At 66.8% G+C, this 18,216-nt stretch carries 20 protein-coding genes; 8 read left to right on the forward strand and 12 right to left on the reverse strand.

The window, feature by feature from the left end:
* Positions 1–18: 18 nt before the first annotated feature.
* Positions 19–1,161, forward strand: coding sequence for an epoxide hydrolase family protein (locus NWF22_RS05260; RefSeq protein ID WP_160900314.1), 1,143 nt, complete (start codon positions 19–21; stop codon positions 1,159–1,161).
* Between the two features lie 25 nt (positions 1,162–1,186).
* Here the strand turns inward: NWF22_RS05260 and NWF22_RS05265 are convergent, their stop codons facing one another.
* From NWF22_RS05265 to NWF22_RS05295, 7 genes are all read right to left on the reverse strand, one after another.
* Positions 1,187–1,456, reverse strand: coding sequence for a DUF4235 domain-containing protein (locus NWF22_RS05265; RefSeq protein WP_160900313.1), 270 nt, complete (start codon positions 1,454–1,456; stop codon positions 1,187–1,189).
* A 10-nt stretch (positions 1,457–1,466) separates the two neighbouring features.
* A complete protein-coding gene (locus tag NWF22_RS05270; RefSeq protein ID WP_160900312.1) occupies positions 1,467–1,700 on the reverse strand; it encodes a DUF3618 domain-containing protein in 234 nt (77 codons plus the stop codon).
* Entirely contained in the window at positions 1,697–2,095 is a 399-nt protein-coding gene (locus tag NWF22_RS05275; RefSeq protein WP_160900311.1) for a phage holin family protein, read from the reverse strand. Before NWF22_RS05275 ends, NWF22_RS05270 begins: the two co-directional genes overlap by 4 nt.
* Positions 2,096–2,116: 21 nt before the next feature.
* Positions 2,117–2,284 (reverse strand): hypothetical protein, encoded by a 168-nt coding sequence (locus NWF22_RS05280; RefSeq protein WP_202398151.1) that lies wholly within the window; start codon positions 2,282–2,284, stop codon positions 2,117–2,119.
* A 63-nt stretch (positions 2,285–2,347) separates the two neighbouring features.
* A complete protein-coding gene (locus NWF22_RS05285; RefSeq protein WP_160900310.1) occupies positions 2,348–2,986 on the reverse strand; it encodes a Fic/DOC family protein in 639 nt (212 codons plus the stop codon).
* 6 nt (positions 2,987–2,992) lie between these two features.
* Complete coding sequence (locus NWF22_RS05290; RefSeq protein ID WP_160900309.1) at positions 2,993–3,175, reverse strand: antitoxin VbhA family protein; 183 nt, start codon at positions 3,173–3,175, stop codon at positions 2,993–2,995.
* A 232-nt stretch (positions 3,176–3,407) separates the two neighbouring features.
* The gene (locus NWF22_RS05295) at positions 3,408–4,520 is read right to left on the reverse strand and encodes a T6SS phospholipase effector Tle1-like catalytic domain-containing protein (protein ID WP_160900308.1); all 1,113 of its coding nucleotides are present in this window, start codon (positions 4,518–4,520) and stop codon (positions 3,408–3,410) included.
* A 130-nt stretch (positions 4,521–4,650) separates the two neighbouring features.
* Between NWF22_RS05295 and NWF22_RS05300 the strand changes: the two genes are divergently transcribed.
* The 3 genes from NWF22_RS05300 to NWF22_RS05310 all read left to right on the forward strand — a co-directional run bounded on the left by NWF22_RS05300 (position 4,651) and on the right by NWF22_RS05310 (position 6,947).
* On the forward strand, positions 4,651–4,959 hold the full coding sequence (locus NWF22_RS05300) for a hypothetical protein (RefSeq protein ID WP_160900307.1): 309 nt from the start codon (positions 4,651–4,653) through the stop codon (positions 4,957–4,959).
* Between the two features lie 44 nt (positions 4,960–5,003).
* Complete coding sequence (locus NWF22_RS05305; protein ID WP_233750850.1) at positions 5,004–5,561, forward strand: hypothetical protein; 558 nt, start codon at positions 5,004–5,006, stop codon at positions 5,559–5,561.
* Between the two features lie 375 nt (positions 5,562–5,936).
* Positions 5,937–6,947, forward strand: a complete 1,011-nt coding sequence (locus NWF22_RS05310) for a glycoside hydrolase family 26 protein (RefSeq protein ID WP_160900306.1) — start codon at positions 5,937–5,939, stop codon at positions 6,945–6,947.
* Between the two features lie 3 nt (positions 6,948–6,950).
* On the opposite strand, the gene NWF22_RS05315 is transcribed toward NWF22_RS05310, so the two are convergent.
* Complete coding sequence (locus tag NWF22_RS05315) at positions 6,951–7,811, reverse strand: universal stress protein (protein ID WP_160900305.1); 861 nt, start codon at positions 7,809–7,811, stop codon at positions 6,951–6,953.
* A 216-nt stretch (positions 7,812–8,027) separates the two neighbouring features.
* Between NWF22_RS05315 and NWF22_RS05320 the strand changes: the two genes are divergently transcribed.
* Positions 8,028–9,596: an HNH endonuclease signature motif containing protein gene (locus NWF22_RS05320; protein WP_160900304.1), complete on the forward strand. Its 1,569-nt coding sequence runs from the start codon at positions 8,028–8,030 to the stop codon at positions 9,594–9,596.
* A 95-nt stretch (positions 9,597–9,691) separates the two neighbouring features.
* On the opposite strand, the gene NWF22_RS05325 is transcribed toward NWF22_RS05320, so the two are convergent.
* Both NWF22_RS05325 and NWF22_RS05330 read right to left on the reverse strand, forming a co-directional pair.
* Positions 9,692–11,776, reverse strand: a complete 2,085-nt coding sequence (locus NWF22_RS05325) for an acyltransferase family protein (RefSeq protein WP_373692005.1) — start codon at positions 11,774–11,776, stop codon at positions 9,692–9,694.
* Positions 11,777–11,808: 32 nt separating this feature from the next.
* Positions 11,809–13,695: a glycosyltransferase family 2 protein gene (locus NWF22_RS05330; RefSeq protein ID WP_160900302.1), complete on the reverse strand. Its 1,887-nt coding sequence runs from the start codon at positions 13,693–13,695 to the stop codon at positions 11,809–11,811.
* Between the two features lie 111 nt (positions 13,696–13,806).
* Here NWF22_RS05330 and NWF22_RS05335 point away from each other — a divergent pair, with 111 nt between their 5' ends.
* From NWF22_RS05335 to NWF22_RS05345, 3 genes are all read left to right on the forward strand, one after another.
* Positions 13,807–15,003 carry an alpha/beta hydrolase gene (locus NWF22_RS05335; RefSeq protein ID WP_258321325.1) on the forward strand — a complete coding sequence of 399 codons (1,197 nt, stop codon included), beginning with the start codon at positions 13,807–13,809 and terminating at the stop codon, positions 15,001–15,003.
* A gap of 141 nt (positions 15,004–15,144) precedes the next feature.
* Positions 15,145–15,978, forward strand: a complete 834-nt coding sequence (locus tag NWF22_RS05340; RefSeq protein WP_160900301.1) for an SGNH/GDSL hydrolase family protein — start codon at positions 15,145–15,147, stop codon at positions 15,976–15,978.
* Between the two features lie 22 nt (positions 15,979–16,000).
* Positions 16,001–16,282 carry a hypothetical protein gene (locus NWF22_RS05345; RefSeq protein ID WP_160900300.1) on the forward strand — a complete coding sequence of 94 codons (282 nt, stop codon included), beginning with the start codon at positions 16,001–16,003 and terminating at the stop codon, positions 16,280–16,282.
* A gap of 178 nt (positions 16,283–16,460) precedes the next feature.
* Here the strand turns inward: NWF22_RS05345 and NWF22_RS05350 are convergent, their stop codons facing one another.
* Both NWF22_RS05350 and NWF22_RS05355 read right to left on the reverse strand, forming a co-directional pair.
* Positions 16,461–16,955, reverse strand: a complete 495-nt coding sequence (locus tag NWF22_RS05350; RefSeq protein WP_202398149.1) for a hypothetical protein — start codon at positions 16,953–16,955, stop codon at positions 16,461–16,463.
* A 244-nt stretch (positions 16,956–17,199) separates the two neighbouring features.
* Complete coding sequence (locus NWF22_RS05355) at positions 17,200–18,213, reverse strand: isopenicillin N synthase family dioxygenase (protein WP_160900299.1); 1,014 nt, start codon at positions 18,211–18,213, stop codon at positions 17,200–17,202.
* Between the last annotated feature and the right edge of the window lie 3 nt (positions 18,214–18,216).

The following is an 18,216-nucleotide window of genomic DNA, read 5'->3' on the forward strand; positions in this document are numbered from 1 at the left end:
CCCGCCAAGGTGGACGTCATGACCGAGAACAACGCCCTTACACCGTTCCGTATCGACATCGCCCAGGCCGAGCTCGACGACCTTCGCACCCGGCTGGCGCACACCCGCCGGCCGCACCCGGTACCGGGCCGGGAGGCCCGCACCGACTTCAGCCGGGGCATCCCGCAGGCCTACCTGTCCGAGCTCGCCGAGTACTGGCGCGACGGATTCGACTGGCGTGCCCAGGAAGCAGCACTCAACGAGTACGACCAGGTCACCACCGTCATCGACGGTCAGACCTTCCACGTCGTCCACGTGGAATCGGCACGGCCTGATGCCATTCCGTTGATGTTGAACCACGGCTGGCCGGGTTCGTTCGTCGAGTACCTCCACCTCGTCCCGCTGTTGACCGACGAGTTCCACATTGTCATTCCGTCGCCACCCGGCTTCGGATTCTCCACGCCGCTGTCCGGCACGGGTTGGGAGCTGGCACGGACAGCCGATGCCTACGCCGAGATCATGACGCGGCTGGGGTACGAGAGGTTCGCGGTACACGGCACCGACATCGGGTCGGGGATCACCGGTCGCCTCGCGGCGACGTATCCCGACCGGGCCATCGGCACGCACATCGGCGTCGACCGCCGGATTCTGGGGTTGGTCGGCACCACATTTCCCTATCCGGAGGGACTGTCGGCCGACGAGACCGCCCGGCTCGAGGCGGTGCGCGCCACGGCGACGGCCGAGCGCGGGTATCTCGAGATGCACAATCATCGCCCCGACACCATCGGCGCCGCGCTCACCGATTCACCGGTCGGCCTGCTCGCGTGGATCGCCGAGAAGTTCGCGACCGGGGACGTCGGCGCCTACCGGACTCCGGACGAGTCGGTGGACCGTGACCAGCTGCTGACCAACATCAGCCTGTACTGGTTCACCCGCGCCGGTGAGTCGAGCGCTCAATTCTATTACGAGGCTGAACATTCCGGGATGGATGTGGTGATGGCCGGCAACGTGCCGTCGGGCTGGGTCGTCTTCGACACAGACCCGCTGGTGCGTCGCGCGATGGACCCGGGGCAGATGATCGGCCACTGGACCGAGTTCGTCGAAGGCGGTCACTTCCCGGCAATGGAGGAGCCGAAGCTGCTCGCCGACGACATCCGGACGTTCTTCGGCGGACTCGCCTGACGTCACCGCCGATCAGAGCGGCGGGCTACTCCGGTGTTTCGTGGGTGACGGCCTTGTAGCCCCGGGCGCCGGCCCGGTCGATCGCCGCCTTCACCACTCCGTAGATCAATCCCTGCAGCGCTGCCGCGGCAAGAACCTCTCTGGTGCTGCGCTGCAGGTCTTTCGGGTTCGGCGCGTCGGGCTCGTCGGAGAACTGCGCCCACACCTTGTTGAAGACCGCGCCGGCAGCCATGCCGCCGAGGATGCTGATGCCGAGCGCGAGTGGCTTGTACAGGGTCTTGGAGACGTTGCTCATCTGACCATTCCTATCGAAGTTTCCGGCGGATCACCACGACCGCGCCGACGGCGAGTACCGCGGCGGCCACGCCGATCAGCAGCTGCTGGTTGTCGCGGGCGGTCGCGGTTGCCGACTGCACGGTGCGGTTGGCAGCGTCCTGCGCACGCGCGCGAACATCGAGTTTGTCGGTGAGGGCGTCCACGGTCTGGGCGAGCTCTTCGCGCTGCTGCTCGACGGGTGGCACGTCGTCGGGAGTGGTCATCGCAGATGCTCCTTCACGGTGTCGACGTCGCGCTGCACGCTAGCGGCGGTGTGTTGTGGCGCGGGTGGAACGGCAGCCTTCGCGCGTCGCGCGCCGATCGCGGCCACGATGGCGCCGATGACCAGCAGGATCGCGCCGACGATCACCGCCGACAGCCACGGATCCACCGCGTTCGCCAAGCCGAGGACGGCGGCGGCCACGAAGGTCGCGAGGGCGAAGAACAGCAGCAGCGCCCCGACGCCGGAGACCCCGACGCCCACGCCCAGGCGCGTGCTCTTGGTCTTCACCTCATCGAGGGCGTCGCGGATCTCGGTCTTGACCAACGTAGTGGTCTGGTGCTGCAGGCGCTCGACGAGCTGGACGGTCGAGAGATCCTGGGGCGGTTGCTCGGTCACGGTGTCATCCTCCTGGGCGAGTCAGTCGCGGCGCGCGTCGTCGACCAGCTGCTCGTGCTCGGCGCGTTGCGCCAGCGCGTCGTCGTCGAGGTGCTTCGGCTCTTTCGCGTGCTCGCGATGGTCGGGCGTGACCTCCTCGGTCGGGGTCATCACGTCGTCGAGATCCGGTGCATCGTTGTGATCGGTCATGGGTGTCGGGTACCACCAGAGATGGATGCGAAACCCCAACGGCTCTTCGCTCAGTCCGGGCAATCAGAAGTCGTACGCCGGGTCCGAATCGAGGATTCGGCCAAACATGCCTTCCAGCAGCGACAGGTCTTGGTCACCGCGGGCGGCATGGCATGCATCGTGCATTTCTCCAAGGTCTGTGCGTTGCCAATCAAGTCCGGCTGCCCGCTCGGACAGCAAGAGATCGAAGAACTCCCGTGTTGAGCGTCCGTTGCCCTCACGAAAGGGGTGGGCGAAGTTCACGTAGTCGTAGAGGTATGTGACAACGCGAGGGAGATCCGGTCGGGCCACACTCCGAAGCCGACCAAGTCGATGAATTTCTCTGGCAACATGAACCATCGGCTGAGCAATGTTCCCAGGTGGGCAGAATGCCTCGTCGTCCTTCTCGATCCCGACGGTGCGCAGTTCTCCTGCCCAGTCGTACACATCCTGAAACAGCTGCCGGTGGATCGCGCACAGGTAGTCGAGGTAGTAGGTGCGCCGCCCGACGATCTCGGGCGCCTCTCTCAACTCCAGAACGCGTACCTCCACCAGATCATTCTCGGCATCTCTGAGGTCGTCGGGCATCGTCGCCCCAACACGATTGCGAAGGACCTCGGTTCCGGGGATGAAGTAGCCTGACCAGTTTTGGTCGAGGTCACCCGTGTCCCAGGGTCTTGCCACCTGCTCCTACTGGATGTTGTAGCGGCGACGCACCCGATCACCGAGTTCCGCGACGCTGATCGTCCCGCGAGCGTACGCCCGCTGATCAGCCCGGGTGGCGTCCGTACTTCGCGCACCCTCTAATTCTGAGCTGTGACGGATCTTGCGGATGGTGCGGACCCGTCGCTGGGCCTTTTCCACTTCGCTCATGCCGACTCCTATAACCGGTGATCTTTTCGATGGTAGTCGACCCCGGCGACGCTGCCGCTAGACCTTCCGATGGCGTGGTGTTCGCCGTACCGTGGCGGTCAGGCTCGGGAACGCGGGTCGGCTCCGATCGCGCGGGTCGTCTCAGGTCGCGCGGGTCGTCGACGGGCCGCGTTCTCCGAGGCGACCCGCGGGATCGGAATGGGCCCGCGGCACCCGAGGGCGGCTGGGTACCTCACCTGTCGAACGGCGACCGATACGGTTGCGCGCCATGGCGCGTCGCCTCGACGCGATGTGCGACGCTTGGGTGTAGGACATCGTCGGATCTGGGCCGGCGATCGCGCCACCCACCTGCCAGGCGCCACCCTCTCGTATTGGGGACGATCTCACCGAGCGCAACCTCATCGTCGAGCGGCGTCCCGAACTTCACGCCGAGCATCCGCCGGTACGCCTTCTCGTCGACGCGAACACCGCCAGAGTGAGCTTCGTCGATCATCCACGCGAGGGCGATGTCGGGTAGGCGGCTGTCCTCGCGACACTGGCCGCCGACGTCGCCGTGCACGCCGGCGAACCACACTTCCTGCACGTCCCGATCAGCGGTGGCCTCCGCGGCGAATCGGTATTCGGCGAAGGGACGTCGGCGTTCGTCGATGGCCAGAGCATGCCGCGCGGTCTGCACGTTGTCGATGTTGGCGGTGAACGGCCAGCGGGCCACCTCGAACCGGGCGCGCAGATTGAGCCAGCCAACCGACTTCACGGTGTCCCAGACACCCAGGAACCGAACCTGTTTGGTGTTGCGGAACGGTCCCGGGAAATCCGGGTTGCCGAACTTGGTGCGGAAGTCGTTGCGCAGCTTCCAGAATTCCTTTTCCGCGCCACGGTCGGCGGGCCCTTCGGCTGAATCCGAGTTGGGACCCGACCGCGTGTAGAGCTTCAGCGCGTAGGGCACCAGGTTGACGGCGTCGGCGTGCAGGAGTCCGACGGTGCGCAGCATCCCGGTCAACGCGCGCGCCGTGTAGGCCCCGCGCGAGAAGCCGAACACGAAGATCTGATCGCCAGGTCGATACCGCTGGCACAACCAGGTGTAGGCCTCCTCGATGTTGTCGCGGATGCCGAAGCCGGCCACCATTCCCGCGACCCGCGTCAGCGCCCGACCCGTCTGCGTGACCGCGGCGCGCGACCCCATCGTGCCGACGCCCGGGTCGTAGTAGACGAGCTGGGTGTGGTCTTTCACGCAGACGTCGAACATCCGCGCGACGTTGGTGAAGCCGGTCTCGGGTTCGTTGGTGGTGCCGTCCAGGCAGATCACCAGGGTGCGGGGGGTGGGTTCGGGGTCGTCGTTGGGCATCAGGGCTCCTCGGCGTTGAGGGGTGCGGCGTGTGGTGTGTGCGTTCTGTGGTGATCAGTCCATCAGATCTATGGTTTGGCCGGCGAGACGTGCAGGATCGCGGGACACGGGTCGGATCCCGCAGATTGCGTTGGAGATAGCCCTGGTCCAAACCAACAAGTCGCTGTCCGAGTTGGACATTGTCGATTTCGACAAGCCGAAGCATAGGTTCTTCAACGTCGTACCCCGTGACATCGAGGATCAGCGAACGAAGCTGAACGACGCCCTGGCCGTTGCCGATGGCTACAGTGCAGTTCAGTTCGAGACCGGCGATACGGTCAACGGGCGCACCGACGAAGCACGCGCCGACGTGATCCCGTTTGCATATCGAACGAAAGACTTTGCAGCCTTGCGATATTCGCATATCTGGGCGATGGTGCCGTCCGGATCGGGTGGCTAGGTTTGATGTCGTCACTGCTCCATCAAGAGTTCTCGGAGTTCGTCATGACCGGACCGAATCAGCCGCGCGGTTCCACCGGCATCCATAAGTATCGTCCTGCGCTCGTCGTTGCCGTCTCCGTGCTGGCCGCAACGCTGGCGACCGCCACCGGCACGGCATCGGCATCCCCTCGTCAACCGGCCGACCTCGACTTCGGCAGCCTCGGTCCGGGAAGTCTGGAAGGCCTTGACCTCGGTAGCCTCGAAGGGCTGCCCTTCGGCAGTCTCGACGGGCTATTTGGACCGTCACCGCCTGTGCAGCAATGCAATCAGCAGACAAAGTCCGGCGGCGAAGGTGTCACGGAGACCAGACACATCCTGGGCCGCACCGGTCCCACGGCGTTCACCCTCGACTACGAGACCGTGAACCAGCCCGATGAGATCAAGGTCTTCTATCAGGGGCGCCTCGTCCACAACACCGGGTACGTGGGCGACAACCTGAACGAAGGTACCGGCAGCGCCCGCGTGACGCTGCCGCCCGGGGCACAGAACTACGTGGTGGTTCGGGTCACGGGACCGGAGGAAGGCACTGTGTGGGAGTACACGGTGCATTGCCCGACCTGACGAGTTTCCCGGGCTCACGCCTTCGATGACGGGAGTGCGGGGGTGGATCGTCGGTGATCCCGAGCGTGACCGCGGCGGGATGGATGCCGCTTCCAGTTGTGCGACGACTCGGGACGCTCGCGCGGGTCGTCGTAGAGAACCGGGTGGTCTCGGGGAACGCGGGCGGTCGACGGCCCGCGTTCCCCGATGCCACCCGCGTGGCCGAAGTCGACCCGCGATGCCGCCCCGCAGCGTCCTGAGTCCGACCACTTGACCATTCGAGTCAACGCCATCATCGAGCGGCGAGACCTGGCCGATGCCGGTTGAACACCAGCTGCGATGCCCACGCACCTCCCCTCCGACGACACAACGCCCGCCACCCGCCAAGATGGACCCATGACGCCCGCGCCGACCTCGCACGCGCCGAAGCGCGTCTGGTCGCGTCGGGAGGTGTTGCGCACACTGTTGCTGGTCGGGTCGGTCGCCCTGCCGTTGACGGCCTGCTCGCCCCCCACCGCCGGTGATGAGCCCGCACCCGACCGCCGCTGGGGCGCGTTCATCCCGAGTGTCCTGCCGGCCTCCGCGTCGTCGCCGTCGCCGATCGAGCAACTCGCGGTCTTGGCCGCTGCTGCGCCCGGCTTCCTGCACCGCTTTGCCGCGATCGGCGACAACGCGCCGCTCGCCGATCTGGACGCGATCGTCGACGCGGGGGCCAGTCCGCTGCTCACACTCGAACCCTGGCAGCCCGGCGGCGGCATCGAGCAGCCACGATATGCGTTGTCGCGCATTGCGGCGGGTGACTTCGACGCCGACTTCCGACGATGGGCCGCACAGCTGTCGGAGTGGGGCCGACCGGTGCTCCTGCGATTCGCACAGGAGATGAACGGCACCTGGTACCCGTGGGCGATCGGCATGAGCGGCAACACTGCTGCGGACTACCGGGCCGCGTGGAATCGGATGTGGAACATCTTCGACGACGCCAGCGCCGACAATGTGCGCTTCGTCTGGGCGCCCAACGTACTGACTGACGCGACCACGGATTTCGGGGATGCCTATCCGGGTCACGGCGTCGTCGACTACCTGGCCGTCGACGGATACAACTGGGGAGATGTGCCCGGGCATCACTGGCAGTCGGCGCCAGACCTGTTTCCGCGCAGCCTGTCTCGGCTGCGAATGATCGGCGCGAACCAACCCCTGCTGATCACCGAGGTCGGCTGCGCCGACGGTCCATCGCCGGAACTCAAGGCCAACTGGATTCGCGACTTCTTCGCCATCGTCGAATCCGAGCCGCGGTTCGAAGCGTTCCTGTGGTTCCAGACCGACAAGGAACGTGATTGGCGATTCAACACGACGCCGGCCAGTACCGAGGCTTTCCGGGGCGGGCTGGCCGGAATCGTCGACCGGTGAGCGCTACTGCGTGTGCACCACCATCACCGGGCACGGTGCGACATGCAGCACCGATTGACACGTCGACCCGAGCAGCAGTCCACGGAAACCGCCGCGCCCGCGATTGCCGAGTACCACGAGCGGTGCGTCCTTGGCCTGATCGAGGATGCTCTGCGCCGGTTTGTCCACGCTGAGAACGGTGTCGACGTTGACATCCGGATACTGCTCGCGAAGATCGCCAAGCTGCGCAGTCACCAGCTCCACCGCCTCATCATGGAGCTGCTGCCGGGGCGGCATGTGCCGACCACCGATGACCTCACCGGACAGCGCACTGTAGGTGTGGACGGCGACCAGCGACGTCTTCAGCAACTGCGCCTGACGAAATGCCTCCACTGCGGCCTTGTGCGCGACCTGCGAGCCGTCCAGTCCGACCACGACAGCGCCGGCCGGCGGTTCGGCCGTTTCGGCGGGCGGAACCACCACCACCGGACAGTCGCCGTGCGCCACCACATACGTGCTCACCGAGCCCAGGAGTAGCCCCGTCACTCCCCCGCGTCCACGGCTGCCGACCACCAGGTAGTGCGCCCGCGACGACAGCGCCCGCAACAGCAACGCCGGGCGCGCCTCGACGATCGACGCCGCCACGTTCAGACCCGGGGCCACCTTCTCCGCCAGAGCCGCCGCCTCGTCGACGCGCTCGCGCGCTTCGTCACGCAGCCCGTCGAGGAACGCCTGCGTCGGCACGACCGGCGGGTTCTCGAAGGCGCACACGACGTCGAGCGGGAGGTTCTCGCGTTCCGCCGCGATGGCCGCCCATCGCGTGGCGACCAGCGCGTTGTCCGAGCCGTCCACCGCCACCACTATCGAGCCATCACGTACAGTCATCGACCGCCTCCTCATCCGTAGTCCGTTTCCCGCGACACCTCCAGTTCACTCCTGATCGACGTCCGGGGTCAGGGCATTTCGTCCCTCGATGTGCGCTTTCGATCAACGGGTTGCGGACATCAAAGATTGCGGTTAATCTCGAAGATACGTTCGAACGGCGGGCTGGGGGGCTACACAGTGTCGGGCAGCGGTCAGATCAGGGATCAGGTCAGTGAAGTGCAGCAGCTGTATGCGCAGCTGCACGACCTGCTGGACCGCATCGACGCCGTCGACACCACCCGCGCTCCGCAGGATGCGATCCTCGATGTCGCCGAACAGCACGAGCGTGCCTATCGTCGGATGAGTCTGATGGGGCATCGCCGGATGATGGACTGCAACGACCGCGGCGTGGCCGGCCAACTCGGGTACCGCCATATCGGCGAGATGATGGCACATCATCTACGCATCCCCGATCATCGCCGCCGCATGAACCATATGCGGGCGTTGGCGCAATTCCGTTCACTGCAGGGCGAACTCACCCCGCCCCGCTATGCGGCGTTGGCTGCGGTGGTCGCCGAGGGAGCGGCCGCGCCCGCCCATGTCGATGCTGTTCTCAAAGTACTCAAGAAGATTCCCCGCTCGGTGCCGCTGGACGTCGCCGAGAAGGCCGAGACGATGATGGCCGAATTCGCCCGCACTCTGACCCCCAAACAAATCCTCACGGCCGGAGCCGGACTCCTCGGCCGCATCGACCCCGACGGCACCCTGGCCGACGAGCGTGACCGCGCCCGACGCCGCTCGGTGCTGATCGGCGACCAAGACGATCAGTCGATGAGCGAGATCGAGGGTGCACTCACCCCGAAGGCACGCGCCATGCTCGACGTGATACTCGCGAAGATGGCCGCTCCCGGGATGAACAACCCAGACGACAGCGACTCGCCGCGCGGCGCGACCCTCGACGCCGACATCGACAAGCTGAAAGAGGCCGCCGGCCGCGATCATCGGTCGACCGGCCAACGCAACCACGACGCTCTCGAGGCCCTGTTCCAACTGGTGCTCGACGGTGGGGTACTCGGCAAGAGTCACCGCGGTCTGCCCCCACACATCATCGTCAAGGTCAACGAAGCCGATCTACGCGACCGCGCCGGTTTCGGGCACACCGCGACGGGCACCCAACTACCCATGGCCGACATCATCGAGATGGCCGCCGAGGCGCAGTTCCACCTCGCGGTGTTCAAGGACCACACAGCCGAGCCGTTGTATCTGGGCACCGCCAAACGCTTTGCCAGTCGGGCGCAACGGTTGATGCACTTCGCCCAGGACGGCGGCGGTGGATGTTCGAAACCCGGCTGCTCGAATCCGAGCGCGATCATCGAAATCCATCACGCAGACAAGGATTGGGCCGACGGCGGAACGACCGACATCGACAAGACCGCTCCGGCGTGCCCACCGCACAACCGGATGGTCGGCCCCAAGCCCGGGCAGTGGACCACCCGCATCATCCGCAAAGGTCGTGACGCCGGACGCGCCGGGTGGTCACTGAACCCACTCGACGGCAGCCCACCCGGACCACCCCAAGTCAACCGGGTGCACGAGGTCGGCGAACTGTTCGAACACTACCTACGCACCGGCACGATCAGCGAGGACCCACAAGCCGCCGAACCCGAACCGCCGGTTGCGGCCGCAGCGGTTCAGCGCCAGCCGATCCCCCCGGCGCGAGCGGCCGCGCGTGCTCGACGCCGAAAGCGCAAGCGGCGTCGCACGAGTCACCAGGCCCGACGACGGCTGCTGGCTCGGGTGCGGTAGGTCGCGAGATTCTCGCGCGCCCGTCGATCAACCGCGCGCGAAACTGCACGCGCGGTTGGTAGCTGGGCGCGCGAAGTCTCGGTCCGTCGGCCCGCCTACCGCCCGCCGTAGTCGAACCGCGCCTCGTCGAGCTGCCGCACAAGGGCCGGTTCCAGCACCTCGGCGGCGGTGGCGGTGAGGTGCGAGTCGTCGCGGTAGAACAGGATCTTGTTGCGCGCCGGGAAACACAGGTTGCCGTCGCACAGCAGGTCGTTGACGCCGATGGTGAGGATGTCGGTGCTCTGTCCGCGGGCCTGCTCGTCGAGGATCGGTTCGATCCGGGTGAAGCCGTCGAGCTCGAAATCGCACCTGTGCCAATTGTCCATCGCACCGGAGATGCAGTCGGGGATCTGGAAGCCCGGATACGGGGTGTCGGCGATGTAGACGATCTTCGCGCCGGTCGAGCGCAGCGTGGTGAGCGTGTCGTCCCAGGCGGCCTCGACGTCGTCGCGGTCGGGGACGTACGTCGACAACGACGACACGAAGATGATGCGCGGCTCGATCGCCTGGATGTCGGCCAGCGCATCCCGCCGCCACTGGGCGCACTCGGGTTGGGTGTACGGGTCGGCGACGCCCGGACGTGGTTGCAGGTTCTGCGCCGGGCACGCCGCCTTGGTGAACTGGTGAACACGCCAACCGTGGGTGGAGCCGATGCTGCGGATCGCCTCCGACCAGTGGTCGGCGTGACTGTCGCCGAACAGGACCACCGGGGTGCCGTGATCCGGCCCGAAGGTGCAGTCGACGCCGGCGGAGGGTTCGCCGACCGGGATCAGACATTCGTGCGGTTCGGGGCGGTCGTCGTAGGCCTGGAACGGGTTGGGTACCACCGGTCCCGCCGGCTCACCGCTCTCGGTGCCGAACACCGACTGGTAGCTCAGCGCGGCGTTGGCGACGGTGTCGCGGCTGGCGATCTGCACGGTGAGGATGCCGGCAATCATCGTGACGGTGAGTCCGACGACGACACCGGTGATGCCGACCGAGATCGACGCCGAGGTGTTGCGGCGCAACTCGCGGTTGTTGATGATCGGTTCCTCGAAGAACAGCGTCGAGAGTGTGGCGATGCCGAGTGCCGCCAGTGATACCAGCAGCAGGACCGGCCACGACGATGCGCCGGTGACGGTTTCGAAGAGGACGATGGCCGGCCAGTGCCAGAGGTACCAGGCGTAGGAGACGCGGCCGAGGAACGTCAGGGGTGGGGTGGCGAGGAGGCGGCCGGCGGTGAGGTTGGGGGTGTGGGGTTGGGGGGAAGGTGCTCGGGCGGAGGCTGGGAAGAGCTGGCCGGCGGCAATGACCAGGGCGGCGGCCATGGTGGGCAGGAGGGCGGCGGTGCCGGGGTATGGGGTGTGCGCGTCGATCATCGTCGCGGCCACGATGATGCCGGCGACGCCGAGCCAACCCATCAGGATCGCAACGATCGCGGCGATCCGCGGGGTCTTCCGGCGCAACGCGAACAGCGGTGCGATCACGGCGAGCAGGCCGCCGACTCCGAACTGCCAGGCGCGGGTGTAGGTGGCCATGTAGGCGGTGGCGGGGTCGGTCGGGGTGATCCGGATCGAGGCGATCAGCGAGGCGAGCGTCAACGCCCCCACCACGATGCCCACCGCGACGCGCATCGAGACAACTCGGCGCAGCGCGGTTCTCGACGCGATGGCGGCGGCGGCGAACACCGCCAGCGGCCAGAGGAAGTACAGCTGTTCCTCGATCGACAGCGACCAGAAATGTGTGGCGAGGCTGCCGTCGATGGCGCCGGCCAGATAGTCGGCGTTCTGCGACAGGAAGTGCCAGTTGGCCAATTGTGCGGCGGCCGCGAGCAGGTCGATGGCCTGTTTGAAGACTTTGAGCAGCGGCATGGTCAGCGCAGCACCGATGATCGACACCACGATCACCAGCGCGGCCGCCGGGATGATGCGTCGCGCCCGGCGTGCGTAGAAGCCCTTGAACGAGAGCGACCCGGTGCGCTCGTACTCGCGGATCAGCAGCCGGGTGATCAGGAATCCGGAGATGACGAAGAAGATGTCGACGCCGACGAATCCGCCGGTGACGAACGGCACGTGCGCGTGGAACAGCACCACCAGCAGGACGGCGATGCCGCGCAGGCCGGCGATGTCGTCGAAGAAGGTCCTGGCGGCGGGGATGCGCACCGGCGTGGTCGGCGCCTCGGAGTCGACCGTCGTCACGCGCCCGCCCACGGCAGCATGATGTCGAACCAGCCCAACGCCAACGCTCCGATGAACAGGATCGCGCTGGTGTAGCCGATCACCTCCCAGGCAGTGATGCGGTTCCAGTTGGTGGAGCGGGGGCGGTGCTCGGTGCGGGTCGGCAGCGGTCGGGTGGCCTTCTCTGACCCGTCCAGAACTTCGGCAGCCGGCTCCGCAGCGGACGGGGAAGCGCGCTGCTCCGAGAGCGGGGAGAGGCGCGGCACCAGCACGCGCAGGAATTCCAGCAGCAGCGGGCCGGTCAGATAGGTGTAGGCGATGACGAAGCCGAGCATCATCCAGAAGTCGGCGAGGCCGTAGACCACCACGTCGCGGATGATGAACCCCCAGAACGCCAGCAGCGAGCCGCCCAGCGCAATGCTGCCGAGCCAGGAGATGGATCGCGCCAGCGCGTTGCTCTTGCCGATGGCCCCGGTGGGCACCCAGTCGATCTCACGGCCGATCACCTTGTGCCAGATGGCGATGGTGTGGGCGAAGCTGTAGGCGATCTGGACGCGCAGCACCTCCAGCCGCCATCGCGACCGCGACACCAGCGGGAACAGCACCACGTACACCCACAGCCCCAGCAGGAACGGCACGAGCTGTCGGGGCTGCACGTCGTCGGGATAGACCGCCGCCATGATGATGCCCGGCAGGAACAGCAGGAAGACGTTCATCGCGGTGGTCAGGTAGTAGAAGATGCCCGCCCAGTGCGCCAACCACTGCCGCACCCGCATCCGGCGCGGCGCCTCGATGTGGTCGTTGCGCAGCCGTGACAGCGAACCCTGGCACCAGCGGTACTGCTGGTTGAGGAAGCCGGCCAGATCCGACGGGCACAGTCCGCGCGAGAGCACCACGGGTACGTACCGGATCTCGTAACCGGCCTGCTGCAGGTGCCGGCCGGTGTGCAGATCCTCGGAGTGTTCGATCGCGGCGAACCCGTCGACCTGCTCGAGCGCACTGCGCCGGTAGACCGCCGACGTGCCGACACAGTTGGCCGCACCGATCCGGTCGCGCGACGGCAGCACCCAGCGGTAGAAGAACTCCTGGGTCGCCCCGGCGGTGCGCTGAATCCAGTTCATCGCCTCGGTGGTGGTGAACGTTTGCGGGCTCTGCGCGATGGCCACCTGCGGGTCGTCGAGGTAGGGCACCAGGTGCTGCAGGAAATCCGGGCGTGGGCAGAAGTCGGCGTCGAAGATGACGATCAGCTCGCCCGAACTGACCGTGTACGCGTGGCGCAGGTTGCCGGCCTTGCGCAGATGCCCGCGGTCGGGGCGCACGATGTAGCGGAATCCGTGGTCGGCGGCGAGTTCGCGCACCTCGTCGCGGTCCGCGTCGTCGAGCACGTAGACGGTCAGCGGACTCTCCCACCGCATCGCCGACACGTGCCGGTAGGTGTTACGCAGGATGTCGACACCCTCGCCGCAGGTCGGCAGGAAGACGTCGACCGACGGATGCCGGCTGCCGCTGGTCTGCCAGTCAGTGATCCGCTCCTGATGCGACCGCCACGTCACACGACGCCGATACGTTCCGGTCAACGCCGACAATGTGGTTCCGATCACATTTGCGCCCAGCACAAGGAATACCGGCCACAAATAGGGCCGACCGGTGGCGAAAAGAAACATCGACCAGCCGACCAGTACAAAAGCCGCGATCAGAAACAACTGGATCCAGCGCATCTGCGGACCCAGATAGTCGTAGACCTCGTCGCTGTGGGGCGGCGACACGGCCTGCGGATCGTATTCCGGCGCAGGCGCTTCGGACTTGCGGCGGCTCAACGGTCGTTGAGCGACGGAGATCGGCTCGGTATCCGCATCGGCGATCGCCTCGACCGCCGAGTCGCGTCCCCCGATCACCAACTCCATTCGACCAGAATCGGTGACCGTGCCCGTCTACGCAAACTGCGGAAATGCCATCGGCCCGGAACCGACGATGGCCGAGTTCGCCGACGCAGTGAGAGCCGTTACCTTTCTTCTGTGCAACGGCGGTGGAGAACGGTGGCGGTGGCCTGTGTGGTCGCCGTGTCGCCGATGGCCGCGGCGTGCGCATCCGTGGACCCGACCGCGGTGCCGGCGAGCACCTCGTCCGGCGTCGCGATCAGCGCGGATGCCCGTTCCGGGCGCGGTGAGGTGATGCGCACCGATCCCGGTCTCGACACCTGGACGGCCGCCCTGCCCGCCGACACCGACATCAACCGGATCGTCTATCGCTCCACGTCGGGCGTCGACGGCGCCGCCACCGCGGTCAGTGGCGCGGTTTTCATACCTTCGGATGAACGACGCCCCGCCGACGGGTGGCCGCTGATCGCCTACGCACACGGCACCACCGGCATCAGCCGCGATTGCGCACCGTCGGACCGGCCGGACATGTTCGGCGATCTCGGCGCCATCGACGACTTCCTGCGTCGCGGCTACGCCGTGGTGACCACCGACTATCAGGGCCTGGGTATCCGCACCGGCGAGCCCGCCGCGCACCCCTACCTGGAACCGCACACGGCGGCCTACAACGTCGTTGACGCGGTCCGCGCGGCACGGTCCGTCGAGCCGTCGATCGGATCGCAGTGGTTCGCGGTCGGCCGATCACAGGGCGGCGCGGCGGCGTGGGCGACCGCCGAGCAGTACGCGGCCTACGGCGACGACACCGGCGAGCTGCTCGGGGCGGTGGCGGTGGCGCCGTTGCTGGATGCGACGTATCTGGTCCACAACGCCCAGGACGGGGCGTTGACGGTGGCGCAACGCTACCTCTATCCGCTGCTGGTGCAGGGCGTGGCGCAGGGCTCCGACCAGGTCACCCCGGGCGATCACCTCGGGCAGGGCGCCGCAGGCACGCTGTCGTGCTCGTCGACGGCCACGGCGTTGGCCGCCCAGCCCGCCCCGCCTGACGAGTTCCGGGCCGTCACGCCGGGTGCCGCCGACGATCTGATGGCCGCCGTGCAGGCCTACGCGTTGCCCCGGGACTCCACCGAGGTGCCGATCATCGCGTTCTACGGCAGCCGCGACGACATCATCCCGCCCGACGTAATGCAACTCACACTTGCGCGTGCGTGCGGCGCCGGAGACCGTGTTCTGCGGGTCCGCCGTGAGGGGCAAGGACATTCGCTGGACCCCGGTTCGATGATGGCGAAGTGGATGAGCGACCGCCTCACCGGACAGGTCGCGCCGAGCGACTGCTGAGCGCGTCGGTGTCCACTCATCGAGAGCGTCGGGCCGGTTGCCCGCTACAGTGACACGGTCGGGGGCGGCGCTGAAGCAAACCGGCGCTGCAGACCGGCGAATTGGGTTTGTGGTCGATTCGGGAGTCTGGAGTGTGCGGGGATGCCGAAAGTTGTGAAGCGGATCTGGGATTCGGCGCCCCTGTGGGCGTGGATCGTCATGGGCGTGTGCGTGATCGTGCTGGCGGTCGGGCTGATCGTGTCGTCGAACCGCACCGCGCCGACGTCGTCACCGGCGGCGCAGTCGCTACCCGCCACGAGCACCGCGATGCAGACCCCCGCGACCGTCGCGTTCGTCGATGATGCCCGGGCCAATCCGGAGACCCCGAAGACCCTGGTGTTGCTCGGTGACTCGACGGGCGCCGACCAGAACGGATGGGCGCCCGCACTCGGCGAGTCGGTCAGCCAGACGCTCGGCCGCCCGGTGGCCACCAGGTACTGGAACCCCGCCACCGACAGCTACGGCGAGATGGTGGGCCTGGGCGACGGCCCGAACGGCCCGGTCGGATTCTGGAACGCCAGCGCCTCGGGCAAAGACGCCGACTACACGCTGGACAACCTGGACACGATGATCGCGCCCGATGTGACGCCGGATCTGATCATGCTCAACTTCGGCCACACCCAGGACACCAGCGCGCCGCTCGCTCCGCAGCTGCAACCGCTGATCACCGAATTGCGCCAGCGCTACCCCGACGCCGACCTGGTGGCCATCAAGCAGAGCCCCGCGCAAGGAGCGGATGCCGACGCACAGCTCGAGGGCTTCGCGGCCGCCATGGACGCCGAGGGCATCCAGGTGATCGACGTGAACTCCGCCTTCCCCACCGACACCACCCAACTGTCGGCGCTGCTGCGGGACGGGGTGAACCCGAACGCCGACGGCCAGCAGCTGTGGACCAAGACGGTGCTGGCGGCCTACGGGCTGCCCGAAGCGCAGTAGCCGTTCGCGGCATCCGGACCCCATGAGTGCGTCCGCCTCGTTCCATGCGCTGGTCATCCTCAACCTGCTGTTCGTGACCGGCGCCTGGTGCCTGGCGCGGCCGTCGGTGCAGGCGGCGATCGTGCTCGTCATGGTGTCCGGCATGTGGGTGGTGGGCAACGGCCCCATCGAAGGTCGGGTGCTGTGGAGTTACAGCCGTGCGCACGGCATCACCGAATCGGATCTGCTGTCGGTGATCGGTGTGATTATCGCGGCGATCACGGTGTGGCGGGCGCGTCCAGGTGGGCGGCATCGGCGCTCCTGAACGCAGCCACCTCGATTCGCCGAAGCCACCGTGCTTCGGATGCAAGGTGGATTGCGAGAAGTGGGGTGGGTGCAGATGCACACGCCAACTCAGCCGTCACCCATCGACGGTCCGATGGGTGACGGCTGAGGGTGTGCGGTGCGGCGCTGGTTTCGGTGCGGGTCTACCGTGCCGGCTGCTACGCGGCCCGCGCCGGTGAGATGGCCTCGATCACGCTCCAGATGAGTTGAGCCAACGGCGTGGCGACCACCGCCGGGAGGCCCTGCGCCTGGAGAAAGATCGAGATCAACGGAACGGTGACGACCGCCCAGTCGAAGTTCTCGAGAAAGTCGTCGATGATCGGTTCGAGGTCAGCCGACCCCGAGGAGGAGCCGCTGGAGGAACCAGCAGAGCCGCTCGAGGAGCCCGCCGAACCGGTGCCGGGCTCCTCGACCTCCGCCTCCTCTGCGGTACCGGCCTCCTCGACCTCTTCGATCTCCTCGTCGACCGGCGAGGTCTCGAGAGCCGCGAGAATGGCCTGCTTCATCGCCTGCTTCTCGGCCATCGACGGCGCCGATGTGGCGATCACCGCCGCCGACGGCGTCGCGTGCGCCGGCGCGGTGGCCAGGCCGGCAGCACCGGCGGTCCCCACCAACGTGAGTGCGGCGATACCTGTAACAAGTGTCTTCTTCATTCAATCTCCCCGAAGATTGCGTGAACACAGGTCCTGCGTGAACACGATTGTGCCGGACAGCCTTTGCCATCCACATCGCAACCTATCAGCTGGTGGATGTCCCCGCCGGGCCGGTGGCGGGGCTCACAACCCAAGCCGAGTGTGTGCGGGGTGCGGAGCGAGAGGACGGATCCAGCGGTGGCCGTACTGAGCGATCCTCACCCGCTACCGTCGTCGACCGCCGTTTAGCGGCTCCGGCACGACATCAGGTGGTCAACCCCTGGGCTCGATCGCCGAGAGTCGACTCCGCGCCGGCCGCCTCGAGCAACCGGCCCGACATCGTCTTGGCGTGAACGTGCTCACCGCCCCTGATCGGCCCGTACCGGGCAGGGTTGTCGTCACTGACGCAGGTGGGGAGGCACTCGATGAGCGCATCGAAATTGCCCTCGTGGAAAAACGGGACCGAACGCCGGCGCCGCACCGAGTTGTCGGTCGTCAGAACCGGCACGACGCGGTGCAGCGTCGACCGCCAACGGTCATTGGTCCACCGCGACAGCAGATCACCCACGTTGACGACCAGCGCACCAGGCACCGGCGTGACATAACGCCATTCCCCCGAATCGGTGTACACCTGTAGAGCGGGTTCCTGATCGGTCAGGAGCACGGTCACTATGCCGTAGTCGGTGTGCGGACCGATGCCGAATTGGTTCGTCGCCGCCTTGTCGCCCGGCCTGCCCTCGAAGTAGTTGATCCGCACCGCCTCGACCGCCTTGTCGGTGAACGGCTCGAAGTAGTCGGGATCGAGGTCCAGTCCAGTTGCCATCAAGCCGGTGATCCGATGGACAACGGCTTGCGCCGCATCCCAGTAGGCCAGCATCGTCGACCGCAACTCCGTGGGTTCGGTCGGCCAGATGTTGGGAGCGAAGAAACTGTGTTCGGTCGTGTGGAATGCAGAATCGTCGGGAAGTACTTCACGACCGAAAGTCAAGGCCTCGAACAGATCTGGCGGTTGTTCCAGATCGAGGGTGTACCCGAGTCCCTCGGTTCCCTTGGCTGAGTATCCACGCTCGACCTCAGGAGAATCCGACGACCACGGCAGCTTCGCCGACAAGGGCAGGCCGAAGAACCGGTCGGCCACGTCGAACACGGAATCCGTCAATGACTGCTCGATGCCGTGCTCGACGACTTGGAAGAAGCCGACGTCGCGGCACACGCGATCGATCTGGGCGGGTGCATCGGGCAAGGACAGATCCACAACGGGAGGAAAGACTTCTGGCATGGG

It is taken from the genome of Gordonia mangrovi (assembly GCF_024734075.1).
Taxonomy (GTDB): domain Bacteria; phylum Actinomycetota; class Actinomycetes; order Mycobacteriales; family Mycobacteriaceae; genus Gordonia; species Gordonia mangrovi.

Bases quoted from the DNA above. Each gene is read 5' to 3' on its own strand.
- NWF22_RS05350 (WP_202398149.1), bottom strand. From the start codon at position 16,955: ATGAAGAAGACACTTGTTACAGGTATCGCCGCACTCACGTTGGTGGGG.
- NWF22_RS05340 (WP_160900301.1), top strand. From the start codon at position 15,145: ATGCCGAAAGTTGTGAAGCGGATCTGGGATTCGGCGCCCCTGTGGGCG.
- NWF22_RS05310 (WP_160900306.1), top strand. From the start codon at position 5,937: ATGACGCCCGCGCCGACCTCGCACGCGCCGAAGCGCGTCTGGTCGCGT.
- NWF22_RS05270 (WP_160900312.1), bottom strand. From the start codon at position 1,700: ATGACCACTCCCGACGACGTGCCACCCGTCGAGCAGCAGCGCGAAGAG.
- NWF22_RS05345 (WP_160900300.1), top strand. From the start codon at position 16,001: ATGAGTGCGTCCGCCTCGTTCCATGCGCTGGTCATCCTCAACCTGCTG.
- NWF22_RS05290 (WP_160900309.1), bottom strand. From the start codon at position 3,175: ATGAGCGAAGTGGAAAAGGCCCAGCGACGGGTCCGCACCATCCGCAAG.
- NWF22_RS05295 (WP_160900308.1), bottom strand. From the start codon at position 4,520: ATGCCCAACGACGACCCCGAACCCACCCCCCGCACCCTGGTGATCTGC.
- NWF22_RS05330 (WP_160900302.1), bottom strand. From the start codon at position 13,695: ATGGAGTTGGTGATCGGGGGACGCGACTCGGCGGTCGAGGCGATCGCC.
- NWF22_RS05265 (WP_160900313.1), bottom strand. From the start codon at position 1,456: ATGAGCAACGTCTCCAAGACCCTGTACAAGCCACTCGCGCTCGGCATC.
- NWF22_RS05315 (WP_160900305.1), bottom strand. From the start codon at position 7,811: ATGACTGTACGTGATGGCTCGATAGTGGTGGCGGTGGACGGCTCGGAC.
- NWF22_RS05260 (WP_160900314.1), top strand. From the start codon at position 19: ATGACCGAGAACAACGCCCTTACACCGTTCCGTATCGACATCGCCCAG.
- NWF22_RS05305 (WP_233750850.1), top strand. From the start codon at position 5,004: ATGACCGGACCGAATCAGCCGCGCGGTTCCACCGGCATCCATAAGTAT.
- NWF22_RS05280 (WP_202398151.1), bottom strand. From the start codon at position 2,284: ATGACCGATCACAACGATGCACCGGATCTCGACGACGTGATGACCCCG.
- NWF22_RS05355 (WP_160900299.1), bottom strand. From the start codon at position 18,213: ATGCCAGAAGTCTTTCCTCCCGTTGTGGATCTGTCCTTGCCCGATGCA.